General features: G+C 38.1%; 11 protein-coding genes. 2 read left to right on the plus strand and 9 right to left on the minus strand.

Annotated elements, in window-relative coordinates:
* Nucleotides 1-33 precede the first annotated feature (33 nt).
* From E0H94_RS00925 to E0H94_RS00950, 6 genes are read right to left on the minus strand one after another with little or no spacing between them, the layout of a single operon-like run.
* A complete protein-coding gene (locus E0H94_RS00925) occupies nt 34-1,719 on the minus strand; it encodes a thiamine pyrophosphate-binding protein (RefSeq protein ID WP_131324680.1) in 1,686 nt (561 codons plus the stop codon).
* 23 nt (nt 1,720-1,742) lie between these two features.
* Nucleotides 1,743-2,939: an NAD(P)/FAD-dependent oxidoreductase gene (locus tag E0H94_RS00930; RefSeq protein WP_131324681.1), complete on the minus strand. Its 1,197-nt coding sequence runs from the start codon at nt 2,937-2,939 to the stop codon at nt 1,743-1,745.
* A gap of 29 nt (nt 2,940-2,968) precedes the next feature.
* A complete protein-coding gene (locus E0H94_RS00935) occupies nt 2,969-3,781 on the minus strand; it encodes an NAD-dependent epimerase/dehydratase family protein (protein ID WP_131324683.1) in 813 nt (270 codons plus the stop codon).
* Between the two features lie 19 nt (nt 3,782-3,800).
* Nucleotides 3,801-5,003, minus strand: coding sequence for a pyridoxal phosphate-dependent aminotransferase (locus tag E0H94_RS00940; protein ID WP_131324685.1), 1,203 nt, complete (start codon nt 5,001-5,003; stop codon nt 3,801-3,803).
* Nucleotides 5,003-6,670 (minus strand): hydantoinase B/oxoprolinase family protein, encoded by a 1,668-nt coding sequence (locus E0H94_RS00945; protein ID WP_131324687.1) that lies wholly within the window; start codon nt 6,668-6,670, stop codon nt 5,003-5,005. The genes E0H94_RS00940 and E0H94_RS00945 overlap by 1 nt, the downstream gene beginning before the upstream one ends.
* Nucleotides 6,671-6,693: 23 nt before the next feature.
* On the minus strand, nt 6,694-8,769 hold the full coding sequence (locus E0H94_RS00950) for a hydantoinase/oxoprolinase family protein (RefSeq protein ID WP_131324688.1): 2,076 nt from the start codon (nt 8,767-8,769) through the stop codon (nt 6,694-6,696).
* Nucleotides 8,770-9,420: 651 nt separating this feature from the next.
* On the opposite strand from E0H94_RS00950, the gene E0H94_RS00955 reads away from it, so the two are divergent.
* Both E0H94_RS00955 and hisC read left to right on the plus strand, forming a co-directional pair.
* Nucleotides 9,421-10,284: a LysR substrate-binding domain-containing protein gene (locus E0H94_RS00955; RefSeq protein WP_227548531.1), complete on the plus strand. Its 864-nt coding sequence runs from the start codon at nt 9,421-9,423 to the stop codon at nt 10,282-10,284.
* Nucleotides 10,285-10,464: 180 nt separating this feature from the next.
* Nucleotides 10,465-11,571 (plus strand): histidinol-phosphate transaminase, encoded by a 1,107-nt coding sequence (gene hisC / locus E0H94_RS00960; RefSeq protein ID WP_131324691.1) that lies wholly within the window; start codon nt 10,465-10,467, stop codon nt 11,569-11,571.
* Between the two features lie 169 nt (nt 11,572-11,740).
* Here the strand turns inward: hisC and E0H94_RS18860 are convergent, their stop codons facing one another.
* The 3 genes from E0H94_RS18860 to E0H94_RS00970 all read right to left on the minus strand — a co-directional run bounded on the left by E0H94_RS18860 (nt 11,741) and on the right by E0H94_RS00970 (nt 17,021).
* A complete protein-coding gene (locus tag E0H94_RS18860; RefSeq protein ID WP_165495563.1) occupies nt 11,741-11,851 on the minus strand; it encodes an MFS transporter in 111 nt (36 codons plus the stop codon).
* A gap of 839 nt (nt 11,852-12,690) precedes the next feature.
* Nucleotides 12,691-15,636, minus strand: coding sequence for an FAD-binding and (Fe-S)-binding domain-containing protein (locus E0H94_RS00965; protein ID WP_131324693.1), 2,946 nt, complete (start codon nt 15,634-15,636; stop codon nt 12,691-12,693).
* A gap of 44 nt (nt 15,637-15,680) precedes the next feature.
* The gene (locus E0H94_RS00970) at nt 15,681-17,021 is read right to left on the minus strand and encodes a 2-oxoadipate dioxygenase/decarboxylase family protein (RefSeq protein ID WP_131324695.1); all 1,341 of its coding nucleotides are present in this window, start codon (nt 17,019-17,021) and stop codon (nt 15,681-15,683) included.
* Nucleotides 17,022-17,074: the final 53 nt, after the last annotated feature.

Below are 17,074 nucleotides of genomic sequence, written 5' to 3' on the forward strand. Positions count from 1 at the left end.
CACAGTGATCTGTATCACTGTGCTCTGCTCTGTTTAACGTGATGCGAGTGCATTTTCACGAATTTGCGTTAAACTCATTTTCGGTGTCAATGCTTCAGGATCAATCTGAATTTCAATTAGAGAAGGTCGGCCTGAATTTTGGCAGCGTTCAAATGCTGGGACAAACTGTTCAGTTTCATTCACAGTCTCTGAATGGAAACCAAATGCAGCAGCAAATGCGGCAAAGTCAGGATTAAACAATTCTGTACCTGAGACACGTCCAGGATATGAACGCTCTTGATGCATACGAATCGTTCCGTACATTCCATTATTTACAACAATAACCACTAGATTCGCACCATAATGCGCTGCTGTAGCTAATTCTTGACCATTCATCAAGAAGCATCCGTCACCAGCAAATGCTATTACTGTCCGTTTTGGGTAAGTCAGTTTTGCCGCAACTGCTGCTGGCACACCATATCCCATAGAACCATTGGTTGGGCCGAGCAGTGTTCTGAATTTACGGTGTTGATAACCACGATGTACCCATCCGGTATAATTACCAGCACCGCAAGTTAAGATGCTGTCATGTGGTAATTGTTCATTGAGCCATTCAATGATTTTACCCATTTGTACTGGACCAGGGGCCGTTGGGAATGTACAACCTTCCAAATATTCTTCATTCAATGACTGTACTAGAGTATTGAAAGATGATGGTTTAATTGCTGGCAATGCTGCTAACTGAGCACTGATTTTCTGCATCCCCGCATTAATACCCAAAGTTGGTTGATAAACTCGACCTAACTCCTCAATACCTAAATGTACGTGCACCAATTTTTGCTTTGGTGTTGGAATATCTACTAGCGCATAACCACCAGTGGTCATTTCACCCAATCGAGCACCAAGTACGATTAAAAGATCTGAATTTTTAACCGCGTTTTGTAGTGCTGGTCCTGCAGCCAATCCCAAATTACCAATGTATTGTGGCAATTTATTATCCACCAAATCCTGACAACGGAATGACGCTGCGACAGGCAAATTCTGGGTTTGAATAAATTGGCGAACATTTTCTACTGCTGCTTCATTCCAACCGCCACCACCTAACACCACTAATGGTTTTTCTGCCTCTTGAATTAATTGTTGTAATTCAAGTAATTCTTCATTAGATGCTGATGGTTCGATATGTTTTGCAGGCAAAGCATCTGCAACATCGACAATATCTGTCAACATATCTTCTGGTAATGCAATGACTACTGGACCAGGTCGACCATTCATAGCACGATAGAATGCTTGATTAATCAATTCAGGTAAACGCTTTGCATCATCGACTTGAACAATCCATTTAGCCATTTCACCAAACATTCGGCGGTAATCAATTTCTTGGAAAGCTTCACGATCCATTTGATCACGAGCAACTTGTCCAATGAACAAAATCATTGGCGTTGAATCTTGAAATCCAGTATGGATACCCACAGATGCATTTGTAGCGCCAGGACCACGTGTAACAAAACAAATACCGGGTTTACCCGTAAGCTTGCCGTAGGCTTCTGCCATATAAGCAGCACCACCTTCTTGGCGACATACAATTAAATCAATCTCTTCTTTTACATCATGTAAGGCATCTAATACCGCTAAATAACTTTCACCAGGCACACAGAAAGCTCTTTCAACACCGTTCACCAATAAGGCATCAACCAATACCTGACCGCCTGTACGACCGGCTTTATTTTCAATAGTCATTAGTAATATCTCTCAGTCAGGTTTTAAATTACAGAATCTTCAAGGAATGGACGATTTTCAATCACACGTTGGAAAGAAAGCGGGCTTAAATCTAAAGCACGGTAATTACCATAGGTAATGAGTTCGCTTAATCCACGTCCGATTGCTGGAGCTTGTTGCAACCCATGACCACTGAAGCCATTACAGAACAAGAAGTTATCTACTTCATTGTGAGGTCCAACAATTGCGTTATGATCTAGTACACAATAGTCATAATGGCCGGCCCACGAGTTTACGACCTTAATCGCTTCAAACGCTGGTACTCGTTCAGCTAAGATTGGCCACACTTCTTCATCAAATTCTTCATGCAATACATCAAAGTCTTCTGGATCTACTTCTGGGTCAACCTTAGGATAAGTACCACCTAAATAGAACTGGCCTTCTGGGCGGAAAAAGACGCCTGTTGGATCAATTGTTAAAGGTACATTCCCCTCTAAAGGTGTGCGGCATGCAAATACGAAAAGTGAACGACGGCGCGGTTCAACCGGAATTTCGAGTCCTGCCATGCGAGCAACTTTAGCTCCACGTGTTCCAGCACAATTGACTAAAGTTCCACAACCAATAACATCACCAGTTTTGAGGCGGATACCTGTAATTTTATTGCCCTCTCGAATGATATCTACAACCTCATTCTCGATGTATTCAACGCCAAGAGAACGTGCTTTGCGACGGAAACCGTTTACCATTCCATAGTTATCAAACCAACCCTCATCAGCACGGCCAAAAGTTGCACCTTTAAGACTGTCCGTATTAACCCATGGGAATTTTTGTTTCAGTTGTTCAACATCTAATAAATCAATCTGAGCACCATTCTCAATTTGCGTATTATGCAAACGCTTAAGTACATCAAATCCTTTATCATCAGCTAAGAATAAATATCCATTCTCATGAAAAGTTAAATCGGGTTTTTCACCATCAACTTGCATGATTTCACCAAAATTACGGATAAAATCGGCGCCGTATTGTGAAATTTGAATATTGATTGGATTCGAAAACTGTACACGAATCGAACTACTTGATAATGCAGTCGCAGATTGTGCATAAGTAGGATCACGCTCAATTACTAATATTGAGCCATTAAAATCAGGGTTATTGGCAAGGAAGTACGCTGTAGAACTACCGTTTACTGCGCCACCAACAATAATGACATCATAGTTTGTTTTATTTGCTGTAGTAGCCATGGCTATATACCTTAAATCTTGTCTAAACGTTATTTCTTATCTTCAAAATGACCAGCACCCGCAAATGCGCCACCGTGATAACGTGCAGCCGCATCATTTGGGTCTAAAGGCGGATGATTTGCGAATACTTTCTCACGGTAATCATCTGCACTATCTTCTGCAGCATAGCCAATCGAGGAAGCAAAGCGGTTATCCCATAACGTTTCACGATTATTAGACATACCGTATACAATCATGTGTGCCACACGTGGTGCCTGCATTGATTTCACTACAATTTGAGTAAAATCATTAAATGACAACCACGTTGCTAACATTCTTCGATCAAGCGGCTCTTCAAAAGAGGAACCGATACGAATATTGACGGATTCAATGCCGAATTTATCCCAGTAATAACGGCCTAAATCTTCTGCAAAGCATTTGCTCAAACCATACAAACTATCAGGGCGATGGGCAGCAGTCGCATCAATAGTTTCGGTACGATCATAAAAACCAATTGCATGATTTGAACTGGTATAAATGACGCGTTTAACACCATGTTGGCGTGCTGCTTCATAGATGTTGTACGTACCACGAATGTTGCCTTGCAGAATTAATTCAAACGTGTTTTCAACAGGTACACCACCTGCATGAATAATCACATCGACGTCTTTGGCTAAAGGTAAAACACTGTTAAAATCTGCCAAGTCACAACTTACACCCTCTTCATGCGCAGCTAGGTCACCTAAAGGTGCAATATCAGTTAGTCGCAAAATCTCGGCATAATCTTTCAAAGCCTCACGCAAAACACGTCCTAAACGCCCTGCCGCACCTGTAATTAAAATTCGTTTGAATTGTTTAGCCATGTTGTACTCCAAATCTAATTTATACGAGTGCTGCTAGTGCAGAACGCAATTGGGTCAATGCTTGTTGCAATTCCTTTTGGGATGTTGCAAACGACAATCGAATATAAGGCTCTATCCCAAATGCAACACCAGGAATAGTTGCCACTTTTCCTTCTTGTAATAGATAGTTAGCTAAATCGGTGTCATTTTTGATGACGTCACCCTTAGGTGTTTTTTTACCAATAAATCCTTCACATTTAGGAAAGGCATAAAATGCACCTTCTGGCATCTTTAATTCCAATCCTTCAATTTCAGAAAGAGCCTGAATCACCATCTGACCACGTTCGCGGTATTCTTTTGTTGATTCAGCAATGAAATCTTGAGGACCGTTCAAAGCAGCAATTGCAGCCTGTTGAGATACTGAAGAAGGACAAGTTGTGGTTTGTGACTGCATTTTATTCATTGCAGCAATTAGTTCTTTGGGTCCTGCAGCATACCCAAGACGGAAACCAGTCATTGCATACGCTTTAGAAACACCATTTACAATTAATGTGCGGTTTTTAAGTGCAGGACAGGCTTCTACAAATGAAACAAATGGCTTATCACTTAACACGATATGTTCATAAATTTCATCAGACAAAATTAGAACATTTGGATGACGCTCAAGCACCTCACCTAATGCTGCTAATTCTGCTTTGCTATAAATCACACCCGTCGGATTACTTGGAGAATTCAACATAACCCAACGTGTTTTAGACGTAATTGCAGCTTCTAACTGATCGGGTTGAACTTTAAAATTCTGTTCAGTACCACACGGCAAAACTTTGGGTACGCCACCATTCAGTAAAGCCATATCTGTATATGAAACCCAATATGGCGCGGGTGTAATGACTTCATCACCTGGCTCTAAGGTCGCTAAGAAGGCATTGAAAAGAATTTGTTTAGCACCATTACCTATACAAATTTCATCCTGAGAATAATCTAAGTTATTATCTCTTTTGAATTTCTTTACAACAGCATCACGAAGCTCTGGATAACCATTTGGTGCTGTGTATAAGTGATGTCCTTCAAGCATCGCTTTATAAGCAGCATCTATCACATGAGCCGGTGTTGAAAAATCTGGCTCTCCTAAACTTAAATTAATGACTGGCTCACCCGCTGCAGCCATCTGTTTTGCTAAAACAGAGACTGCCATACTAGGAGAACTCTTTACTTGTTGTACTCGAGTACTCTGGAATTGCATTATTTTGCTCCCCCTACAGGTGTATAGCCATAATCTGCTTCGGCTTGCTCTGGGCTGATATATCCAAAACGTACATCACGCTCAACAGACTCCCATGGGCGTTTACGAGGATCACCATATCCGCCACCACCTGGTAAACGTAGTACTAGACGACGATTTGCTGGAACTTGTTGTTGACCTTTGCCACGTAAAACCGTGCCATCATCTAATCCTACAAATCCTTTCGTACCATCCAAACCACCTTCACGTCCGCGTGCTGGGTAATTAATACGGTCAAACATGGCACTGAAACGGAACTCATAGCCTTCTGAAGCTGAAATCTCAATCTCTTGACCTAAACCACCACGTAAAGCACCAGCGCCGCCAGAACCATCACGGAATTCTTTACGCCAAACAATCACTGGACCAGCATGCTCTGTTGCTTCAACAGGCATGGTATGAACACCACTTGGGAATGCAGTTGCACTTAAACCATCAAGGTTGGCACGTGCTCCCATACCACCACTATTGAACATCAACATTTCTGCATTACGACCATTTGGATTCGTTGCCAGTGGTCGCACACTCATATGTAAGTTCCAAAGCGCACTTGCACCTTCCGCTGGTACAGTTCCATGTAAACACTTGTGTAATGCACCAAGCACAAGGTCAGGTACAAAGTGACCTAAAACATGACGTACTGATACGGGTGCTGGATGTTTAGCATTTAAAATACAGCCTTCTGGAGCAACCACCTCAAAAGGTTCAAGCGATGCTGTATTATTTGGAATTTCAGGTGCCAAAATACATTTCAAAGCATAGCAAGCATAAGCTTTGGCATAACCTAAAGGTACGTTAATACCGAACTGACTCATGCCTGAAGTGCCTACAAAGTCAGTTAAAATACCATCTGGTCCAACTGTTAATGTCACTGAAAGTGTCACTGGCACATCGTAACCGTCAAGGGTCATGCTATTGGTATATTGACCACGAGGTAGAGACTTAAAACAATCCAATGTTGCTTTACGGCTATGCTCCAAGATAAAACCACCAATCATATCTAGATCGTTCAGATTGAACTCACGTAACATGTCGATTAAACGTAAATGGCCAGTTTCATTACAAGCAGACAGCGCATAGAAATCGCCAATTACACGGTCATTCTCACGCACGTTATGACGAATAAGATTAACCAGATCTTTATTAACCTTGCCACGTTCAAACAACTTCATAACAGGGATAAATAAACCTTCTTCATATACTTCACGAGCATCTGGGCCAAAACCTCGACCACCGATATCCACTACGTGTGCAGTACTAGCAAAATAGCCAATCAACTTGCCTTTATAAAATGAAGGAGAAACAATCGTAATATCATGTAAATGGCCTGTACCCTTCCACGGATCATTGGTCACATAAACATCACCTTCGTAAATGTTATCCGCACCAATATCATTAATAAAATGGACAACAGCTTCGGCCATCGTATTCACATGACCTGGCGTACCTGTCACTGCCTGAGCAATCATTCGACCTTCGCGATCAAATACACCTGCTGATAAGTCACCTGCTTCACGCACACTCGTAGAAAATGCAGTTCGAATCAGTGTTAAAGCTTGTTCTTCAACCACTGAAACCAAACGGTTCCACATAACCTGCATTTGAATATCAATTAAATTTGTTGTCATTGTAATAACCTCTAATGCCTGCCTTAACGCTTAACAACCAATAAGCAGCCGTCTGGTTGAACAGTTGCAGTGAATGAAGATGTAACAAATGTAGAAGTCTCACGCTCAGCAATGATTGCAGGACCATCTATTTGAGCGCCAATATTCAAGTTTTCACGCTGATAGATATTTGCATCAATAAAATCGCCTTTAACGACATCAAAGACTTTACGTTGTGCGATTGGCTCAGCTTGATGTGTTGCTTCGATCTGTTCTACAGGTACGACTGGAGCAAGAGGTGAGCTTGCTTTAACAGACCAACTCACAATCTCGACATCAGGACCTTCAATTGGTCGACCAAAGAATGTGGTATAGGCTTGTTCAAATGCACTTTTAAATACTGCTGCATCATCTTGACTAAATGTTTTAAAGCCTAATTGAACAGGAATTTCCCAACCTTGTCCGACATAACGCATAAATGCCGTACATTCCTTCTCGATATCCCCTTCAGGCATACCTTGACGTAAGAAACCGATGGCTTCTTGTGTCATATCATCAATCAAACTATTGATTTGTTTAGCATCAAATGTTGAAAGACGTGCAAATGAACTACGCACTGCTTCATAGCCAAAAGGTGCACGTAAGAAACCAATCGCAGAACCGACACCCGCACCAGCAGGAACAATAAAGCGTGATACACCCATTTTTTCACAAAGACGTGCTGCATGTAGCGGACCACCACCACCAAAAGTAATCATGGTGAAATCCGAAATATCTTTACCACTTTCTACAGCATGAACACGACCAGCATTTGCCATGTTTTCATCTACAACTTCACACACACCATAGGCAGCGGTTTTTGCAGCAAGCTGTAAAGGATTACCAATCACTTTCGCCATTGCTTCGTCAGCATTGTCTTCTGAAAGTAGGATTGCTCCACCGGCAAAATTCTTAGCATCTAAGCGACCTAATAAAAGGTTTGCATCTGTAATTGTTGGCTCAGTACCACCACGGTTATAACAAGCTGGACCAGGTTCAGACGCTGCACTATGTGGCCCTACACGAATTTGGCGCATACTATCGATACTGGCAATCGAGCCACCACCCGCTCCAATTTCAACCATCTCTACAACAGGAATTGAAATTGGCATTCCGCTTCCTTTTTTGAAGCGATATGTTCTAGCAACTTCGAATGTTTTTGCAGTTTTCGGTACTTGCTGTTCAATTAAACAGATTTTTGCTGTTGTTCCACCCATATCAAATGAAACAACTGAATCAAGTGAATATTTACGGGCAATATCTGCTGCGAAAATAGCACCACCAGCAGGACCAGATTCTACGAGACGAACTGGAAATTCAGCAGCACTCTCTACAGAAATAATTCCACCCCCAGAGTGAATCATGAACACTGGGCACTGAGCGCCTTCTTGTTTCAATGTCACCACTAAGCGATCTAAATAAGACTTAATAATTGGTTTTACATAAGCATTTGCACACACAGTGTTGAAACGCTCAAATTCACGCATTTGTGGTGAAACTTCACTCGAAATCGAAATTGATACTTGCGGTAAACGAGCAGCTAGAGCTTCACGTAACTTACGTTCATGCTCTCCATTCATATAACTATGGATAAAGCCAATAGCCACACTTTCATAATTACCTTGAGCAATTTGCTCAACAACATCATCTATGTCTTGTTGTTGTGGTTCGATTAACACATTGCCATCAACACCAATACGTTCTTTTAATGTATAACGGTGTTCACGTTCGATTAATGGCGGTGGTAATGAAATATTAATATCATACTGCTCAAAACGATTCTCTGTTCTCATTTCAAGAGTGTCGCGAAAACCTTCAGTAGTGATAAATGCAGTCTTTGCACCTCTACGTTCAATCAATGCATTGGTTGCTAAAGTTGTACCATGAATTAATTGATCAATATCTGCTAAGGTTACACCTGCTGTCTTAGCGACCTGAGACACACCTTTTAGAATTGCACGTTCAGGGAGTTCGTAGTCAGTAAGGACTTTTGTCGAATGGATGACTCCATTTAAATCCAAAGCGATATCGGTGAATGTTCCGCCAATATCAACACCAACACGACAGATTGAAGTCGTCATCGTTCTTACCTTTTTAAAAGTTAATTTCTTATTCGCTAACACTGAATAGCTTAAAATCAAAATAATAGTTGAGTTAAAATACGTCAACACAGCTTAAAATAATAAAAATGCATTTTAATCATTCAAATTTTAATAAAATACATTGATTTTATTATTAAATATCAATTACTTATGTTTTTATAAAATTCATTATAATATTAATTATTGGTCAAAATTTAACTTAAGAAAATAAGTTAATACATCATTCCTAATTTTCTCTTGATATTTTATGAAAAATAATTACGATAAAATAGGGTTTAGTTACATCCACTGATTCAATTACTCATATTAAAAAAATACTCTACATGACATTTTATCTAAAGGTATTTTAATTATAAAATTACTTAAAAAAAAACAATAGAATTAAAATCAAGCAATTGATTTATATCATATATTTTTTGGCATAAAATATGCTTTAAAAAGCATTGATATTCTTTATAGAATATTAAGATAATACTTTTCTTTGACACCATTACACTGGAATAAATGCATTAAGCCATATATTTTATTAAGAGGAGATGGCAAAGGGTGCTATCAAAGTTTTTTCGATCCGCGAGCATTTTCAGAGGATAGATTATGCAAAAGATGACTTCAAGAACATATCCTTCCACTATGTCACTTCGATGTTTTGAAGCTTCAGCCAGATATTTAAGTTTTACAAAAGCAGCTCAAGTCCTCCATATGACGCAGAGTGCAATTAGTAAACAAGTTGCTCATTTAGAAGATAGTCTAAATATTCAACTCTTTGAACGATCATTACAGCGCTTACAACTCACGCCTACGGGAAAACTCTTTCTAAAAGAAACACAGATTATTCTGAATCAAATCGAAATATCTGTTTTAAATGTACTTGCACATCGTAATGAGGCAGATACCTTAAATCTTGCTGCTCATCCTACATTATGTTCCCGTTGGCTTATTCCGATTTTAAAGGGTTTTAGTGACACCAACCCTCAGATTCATTTGGAATTTCAAGAGCAGATCAGCTCCTCAGATATTGATATTAGTCAGATTGACGTTGCTTTTTTATATGGAGATGGCGTTTGGCGAGATATGACCAGTATCAAGTTATTTGAAGAAAGCTGTATTGCGGTAAGCTCACCCGATTTAATCAGTGCACCATTAAACAAAATTGAAGACTTCCAAAATTATGTGCTCATCCAGTCTCGTGCAAGGCCCCGAGTTTGGGATGAATTCTTTCAAGCACAAGATTTCAGCCATGAAAAGACGTTTATTGGACCCAGATTTGATACATTTTCAGCATGTGTAAACTCTGCAATGATTTGCTCAGGAATTGCATTAATACCTAAATTTTTTGTAAAAAAAGAACTGGAAAGTGGTGAGCTCATTCAAGTTTGGCCATATGAAATGCAGACCAATAGGTCTTACTATATGATTTATCCAACTTCTATGTCGCAAACACCTAAAATCACCACGATGGTGCAATGGATTAAAAACCGACTCGAATCTGATTAATTCTCTTTAATCAGATTCTATACCCATAGTAAGATCATGAAGTTCATGATCTTACAAATTCATGAAAAAAAGGAATCCACTTCATAGGAAATGGAATCTAAATCATCCATCTACACTAATCCTATTCTTCTATAATCATATTCTTTTCAATTGAACTTAGTAGAATCAGGAGTCTTCGTGATGGAAATTGTTGATAATCAATACAACTCAGATCCTATGCGTTTTTTGAGTCCTGATATACGCACATTACAACCTTATGTACCTGGTGAACAGTCAAAGAATGAGTACATCCTAAAACTCAATACCAATGAAAACCCATACCCTCCTTCACCTCAAGTTGCCAAAGCTATACAACAGCTAATTTCTAATTCAGCAGATTGCCTAAGATTATATCCAGATCCTGATGCAAAGCTGCTTAGAGCTAAGATCGCGCAACAACAAAAGGTAGATATTGACCAGATCTTTGTCGGAAATGGTTCAGATGAAGTATTGGCCTTCATTTATAAAGCTTTCTTTAACCACCCATCTAAATCTATTCTTTATCCAGATATTAGCTATAGTTTTTACCCTGTTTACAAACAATTTTACGGTTTGAACGCAATTGCCATACCTGTAGATGTCAATTTTCAGATCCAACCTCAAGATTATGATCAAGAAAATTGCGGTATTATTATCGCCAACCCAAATGCTCCAACAGGAATTGCTCTCGAATTAACACAAATTGAAGAAATCCTAAAAGCAAATCCAAATAGCGTGGTGGTAATTGATGAAGCCTATGTAGATTTTGGAGCACAGTCTGCAGTAAAACTTATTCCTCACTACGATAACTTAGTCGTATGTCAAACAACCTCTAAATCTCGCTCATTAGCAGGATTAAGAGTTGGATTTGCCATTGCCCAAACCCATCTTATTAACGCTTTAGATCGAGTTAAAAATTGCTTCAACTCTTTCCCAGTTGATCAAATTGCCATTGCAGCAGCAGCAGCCTCTTTCGAAGATCAAAGTTATTTTGAAAAATGTTGTCAGCAAGTTATTGAAGATCGAGAGCACTTAATCCATGAGCTAGAACAGTTAGGATTCCAAGTTCTTCCATCTAAAGCTAATTTCATTTTTGTTCATCATCCTACGGCTGAAGCAAAACAACTTGCACAACAGTTAAAACACCAAAATATTCTAGTCAGATACTTTGATAAGCCGAGAATCAATGGATATTTACGTATTAGTATTGGAACCTTGCATAATAATACTCGATTAGTTAATACACTAAGTACCATCTTGAAAGAATAATTCAATTGATAAATCGGCCTTATTTACACAATATAAGGCCGATTGAAATTTATTTTTTGCTTAAATAATGTTCTGAAGAATCATTAAAACTCAATATACTGCAAAGCCCTATAATTGAAGCAAGCATTAAATAGAATGCAGGGATATACGGATTACCCGTAACCTCAATTTACCAAGCATTCAGCATTGGTGCAGTTCCCGTAAACAAAGCAACGCCAATATTATAGCTGATCGCCATTCCTGTATAACGGACATGAACAGGAAACAAAGAAGGTAACATCGCCAGAATACAACTGAATAAACTAGCCCAACAAAGACCGAGTCATGAGATTCCTAAAATTTTGAAACCAAGTTCTGGCTTATAAATTAGGTAGAACGATGAAATCGCCATAATCAAAACCCCAAAAGCACCGAACATCATCATGATTTTCCGTGAAGTCTTTATTGCGATACATGTAAATATTGGAATACAAATAAGAAAAATTAGTAAAAACATAGATATAAAGATTGTAATAACTCCTTTTTCAAGGGTTTCAACTAATGAAAAGATTGTTCCTCTTTTTCTTATTTTTTTCAAAATCGTCGCTTTCGTGGAAATGGCGACGAATATATATCCCGATCAGACTCAAAGATGCCGCTAAAAAAATGGTAATCTCCCCCATTCCATCATTTGCTCAGTCGAAAGCAAGGAAAAATAGGTTGCTGTTATAATAAGACCGAAAAGAAATCCTGCAATACACCCCACTTCAATCAAGCTAGTTGCGAAAGTTCAATTATTATCATTACTGTGCTCTACCACAAATATTGCAGCACTACATACTTCACCACCAGCAGATAGATCCTGTATTAATCGCAATATAATCAATAAGATTGGAGATAGAAAACCAATGTGTGTATAGGCGGGTAATAGACCAATACCCAAAGTAGCACCCACCATTAACCATAACGCCAGACTTAATGCCGCTTTTCAACCAATAGTGTCACCAATCTAACCCAATAATATCCCCCAATATCTTTCGTCTAGTTTTATAAAAAATCTTCTAATGATTTTTATTCAAGATATGTCTCTATACACTTTGATAGAGACATTTATAGGGTACAAAATTTGATACTTCAGGCTTACACTGCCTGAAGTCTATGATTAAGAATCTGAATTGGATGAAGTGCCTGTTCCTGCTGCAATCGTTTAATCTGACTACGACAAGAATAACCTGTAACTAGAAAGCTCGTCCCATATTCAACTTGCTTCTCCTGCCAAGATTGCTGATAAATTTGCTCAGAAAGATGGCGATGTTCAGCCTCATGACCATAAGTTCCAGCCATGCCACAACATCCCAGAGCCAATGACTCGAGTTCAATTTCAAAAGCTTTAAAAATAGTTTGCCATTGTGCCGTAGATGCAGGAACCTGAGTCCGCTCTGTACAATGACCCGCCAAAAAATATTTTTGACTAGAAACGGCTGGTAAAGCTGGTAAGGAGTTTAACTCTAACCACTCCTTCAGCCACTCCTGCAACATTAATACGTTAAATGACTCTTCTGGTGGTTCATGATCATATTGAGCCTTATATTCTTGTCGATAAACCAAAGTCATTGCAGGGTCTATCCCAACTAAAGCAATACCACTTTGGGCAGCTTTGCTTAACAATAACGACGTTTCACTTCTAAGTTCTTCAAACTCTTTGATAAATCCATGCACATGCAACGGTTTACCATTGGGGAAATATGGCAAAATATAAGGCTGTAGACCCAATTTACGAATAAACTGAATTGTTTCGATAAATACGGGGGTATCAAAATATCGGGTAAAAGCATCTTGAACCAAAATTACAGCTTTATTTGAGGACTGAGGCAAGTTAGATAAATCACCATTTAACAAAATAGCACCCAGTTCAGATATATCAGCTTTTGCTTGAGGGTGAAATAAAGGTATATCAACCACTTTAAATACGTCTCGTTGAACAATTTGAACTAATTTCATTTTTTGAAAAAAGTTATATAAGCCTGAAAAATTAGACATTAACGGCATAAAACGCTCGAGATTACTAATTAAATAATCTCGAATTGAATGCTTATATCTCGCATGATATTTCTGTAAAAATCTGGCTTTACTATCAGGAATATCCACCTTCACTGGACACTGACCAGCACAAGATTTACATGATAAACAACCGTGTAGCGCATCATAAACTTCTACATCAAATGCTTGGCTTTGCTCTCCTGAGTTTTCTCGACGCAACCATTCTTTGACCAACGTTGCACGCCCTTTTGGAGAATGAATGCGATCACGTGTCACTTTATATGAAGGGCACATGGGGTCATTTACATCAAAATTAAAACAAGCGCCATTTCCGTTACAGTGCATAGTTGTCGAAAATTTTTGCCAGTCTTTTCTCGAAATTTGCTTGTCGAAGTCTCCTCTTAATGGAGCCTCCAATAATTTAATCAACTTTGCCTTTGGCTGAGTATCCGGTGTTGCGATTTTACCGGGATTAAGCTTATTCAATGGATCAAAAATGGCCTTAACTCTTTGAATTAATGGATAAGCTTCACCAAAAAAAATGGGTGCATATTCTGAACGCAACCCTTTTCCATGTTCTCCCCAAATTACGCCACCATATTTATGCGTTAGCTCAACGATTTTATCGCTAATCAATTGAACTAATTTTGCGGAATGGGCATCCTTCATATCCAATAAAGGTCGCACATGTAAAACTCCTGCATCCACATGCCCAAACATTCCATAGTCTAGGCCATTGCTATCAAGTAATGCTCTAAACTCTGTAATATAGTCTGCCAAATACTCTGGAGGAACGGCCGTATCTTCCACGAAAGGTTGCGGGCGTTTTTCACCAACAACATTTCCAAGTAGTCCTACAGAACGTTTACGCATTGTGTAAACGTCCTTAATTTCATCATCACCATTCGCCAAAGTCATACTTAGCCGCTTAACACTTTGGTCATTCTGTAAATGCTGTATGAAATTAGTCTTTAAAACATCAAGTTCGTCCTGTGTTTCCGCATCAATCTCAACTAGATTGATTCCTTGTATTTGCAACGGTGAGGCAGGTTCAGGGAAATATTGCCCAACTTTTTGCCACACAATATCATTCTTCGCTAAGTTTAGAACTTTCGAATCTACAGTTTCGATAGATAATGGATTAAGCGCCATCAATGCTTTCGCATCTTTTAAAGCATTTTGGAAATTATCATAACCAATATTAATTAAGGCACGACACTTCGGTATCGGTAAAACATTTAATTTTGCTTCAACAATGAATCCTAAAGTCCCTTCACTTCCACACAGAATATTATTGATGTTCAGTTCTTGCTTATCATAAAGTGCAGGTAAATCATAACCAGTTAAAGAACGATTCAGCTTAGGAAAACTTTTTTCAATCAATTCTTGATTATTCTCTGTAATATCAAGTAATTGCTTATATAAATTTTGCTGAAATGCAGATTTGTGTGACAGAACAGAAGCAAGTTCAGTAATCTTGATCGTCTCTGACTCAAGTAATTCACCATTAATTAATACTGTTTTTAAGCCAAGTACATGATGGTGTGTCTTTCCATAACGACAACTCCCCTGACCACTCGCATCAGTATTAATCATGCCACCTATAGTGGCACGATTTGATGTTGATAACTCTGGCGCAAAAAACAAACCATGTTTTTTTAACTCCAAATTCAATTGGTCTTTCACCACGCCTGCTTCTACAATTGCCGTACGTTGTATTGGATCTATATGAATGATTTTATTCATATATCGAGATAAATCGACCACTAAACCATTAGTTAGTGATTGCCCATTCGTCCCAGTACCTCCTCCACGTGGCGTGATGACTAAATTAGTATATTGCTCCAAATTAACCAACTGCATCATCGACTGAATATCGTCAATGTTTTTTGGATATATAACAACTTGTGGAATAACCTGATAAATCGAGTTATCTGTTGAATTTACAAATTTGGCTGCCTCTGACTCATCAATATCACCATAAAATAATGGTTTTAGCTGATTAATAAAGTCTTTGATTACAATATTCTGGGCTGGATCTGTCATGATTCGCTACTAAATCTAAATGATTAATGAAAACTCGATTAAAATTAAATCTTTACGGTTGTGGGATACACATTCTGACGAACAGAAGAGACTTGATTTAAAGCAGCTAAACATTGCTGCATGGACTGATGTTGAAGCATCAAGTAATACTCATGCTCATCTTGGATTGCACATTCCAGTTTTTCTTCGAATGCACACTTATGAGCCTTTACTAACTCATCTAATTGATTAATTTTTAATGCTTGAGTATCCATCAAACCATCAAACATAATTGGCATTACATCTACATGATTTGAATAGATTAAATCTGTCAGATCCTCTTTATTCCAATTCTTATCATTTGATAAATCGATATTAGGTTTCAATTTAAAACTAAAATAGGCTAAACCTTCTTGATACAACTGAGAGGTTGAATCTGGAAATTTTCTAAAATTTCGATTTATCGAACACTGTGAATTATCATTTTTTTTATTACATTGATTTTGCTCTAAAAAAAATTCTGCCAGTATTTTTCTATATTGGCTCTTACCTTTTGGGGTGAGTGCTATACCGCGTTGAACCAATTGAATCTGAGATAAAGCATCATTCTGAACATTTGTTTGGTCTGGACAAATGTTTGGTGATTTAAGGAAAATCTTAGCAAGATTATATAAAAGAGGATATTTTCTCGCTTCTGGCAAATTCACTGTACAATCAATATCGAACTTATACTTTCCAATCATCGACAGGGTACGCGTTAGACTTAGCGTTGGAAATCTGATTTCACAGATACTATTGCTATCTCTTAAAAATCTATTGTGTGTTTCTTGAGCAACCTTAGATGTATTAAATTCAGGATGTAAATAATCAATTACCTCTTCTAGAAACATCTCTATATCTGAATCAATGAAATAAGAATTTTTTTCAAATTTATCAATATATTGTTTTAGATTTTGGTAAGTTTTAGATGTATCCACTTTATCATTTTGCGTCTTATTGTATGATTTTGAATCATATGCATAAGATAACTTGATTCTAATATAGTGTTTTTTAGCGTTTGAGTTATTAATAGGACGGAATAAAGTACACGGTACAGGATTCTGTAAACTCCCTTGCAGAATAAATCCGACAGGAAATAATCCTAGTACAGCAAATATACGACATACAATACTCAAATCAATTTGATTAATAATTTTGTAATGTAGCTCTAACTCTTGGATATAAAAGTCTCTTTCCCCTTGTTTTTTCAGTTTTTCCAAAAGAATTGGACTCTTAATCATTTCAATATTATTAATATCTTTAATTACATCTGAGATGATAGCGTACTCATGATTTTTAATATAAAAGTGATCATTGACCCTTTTTATATATCTAGATCTCAATTCATCTGAATTAACCAATCTCATTATGATGAACCTCAAATATTTACTTTAGAATTAAATTAAAAAAATGATCTATT

This window comes from Acinetobacter sp. ANC 4173, from assembly GCF_004331255.1.
Taxonomy (GTDB): domain Bacteria; phylum Pseudomonadota; class Gammaproteobacteria; order Pseudomonadales; family Moraxellaceae; genus Acinetobacter.

Bases quoted from the DNA above. Each gene is read 5' to 3' on its own strand.
- E0H94_RS00925 (WP_131324680.1), bottom strand. From the start codon at position 1,719: ATGACTATTGAAAATAAAGCCGGTCGTACAGGCGGTCAGGTATTGGTT.
- E0H94_RS00930 (WP_131324681.1), bottom strand. From the start codon at position 2,939: ATGGCTACTACAGCAAATAAAACAAACTATGATGTCATTATTGTTGGT.
- E0H94_RS00935 (WP_131324683.1), bottom strand. From the start codon at position 3,781: ATGGCTAAACAATTCAAACGAATTTTAATTACAGGTGCGGCAGGGCGT.
- E0H94_RS00940 (WP_131324685.1), bottom strand. From the start codon at position 5,003: ATGCAATTCCAGAGTACTCGAGTACAACAAGTAAAGAGTTCTCCTAGT.
- E0H94_RS00945 (WP_131324687.1), bottom strand. From the start codon at position 6,670: ATGACAACAAATTTAATTGATATTCAAATGCAGGTTATGTGGAACCGT.
- E0H94_RS00950 (WP_131324688.1), bottom strand. From the start codon at position 8,769: ATGACGACTTCAATCTGTCGTGTTGGTGTTGATATTGGCGGAACATTC.
- E0H94_RS00955 (WP_227548531.1), top strand. From the start codon at position 9,421: ATGTCACTTCGATGTTTTGAAGCTTCAGCCAGATATTTAAGTTTTACA.
- hisC (WP_131324691.1), top strand. From the start codon at position 10,465: ATGGAAATTGTTGATAATCAATACAACTCAGATCCTATGCGTTTTTTG.
- E0H94_RS18860 (WP_165495563.1), bottom strand. From the start codon at position 11,851: ATGTTACCTTCTTTGTTTCCTGTTCATGTCCGTTATACAGGAATGGCG.
- E0H94_RS00965 (WP_131324693.1), bottom strand. From the start codon at position 15,636: ATGACAGATCCAGCCCAGAATATTGTAATCAAAGACTTTATTAATCAG.
- E0H94_RS00970 (WP_131324695.1), bottom strand. From the start codon at position 17,021: ATGAGATTGGTTAATTCAGATGAATTGAGATCTAGATATATAAAAAGG.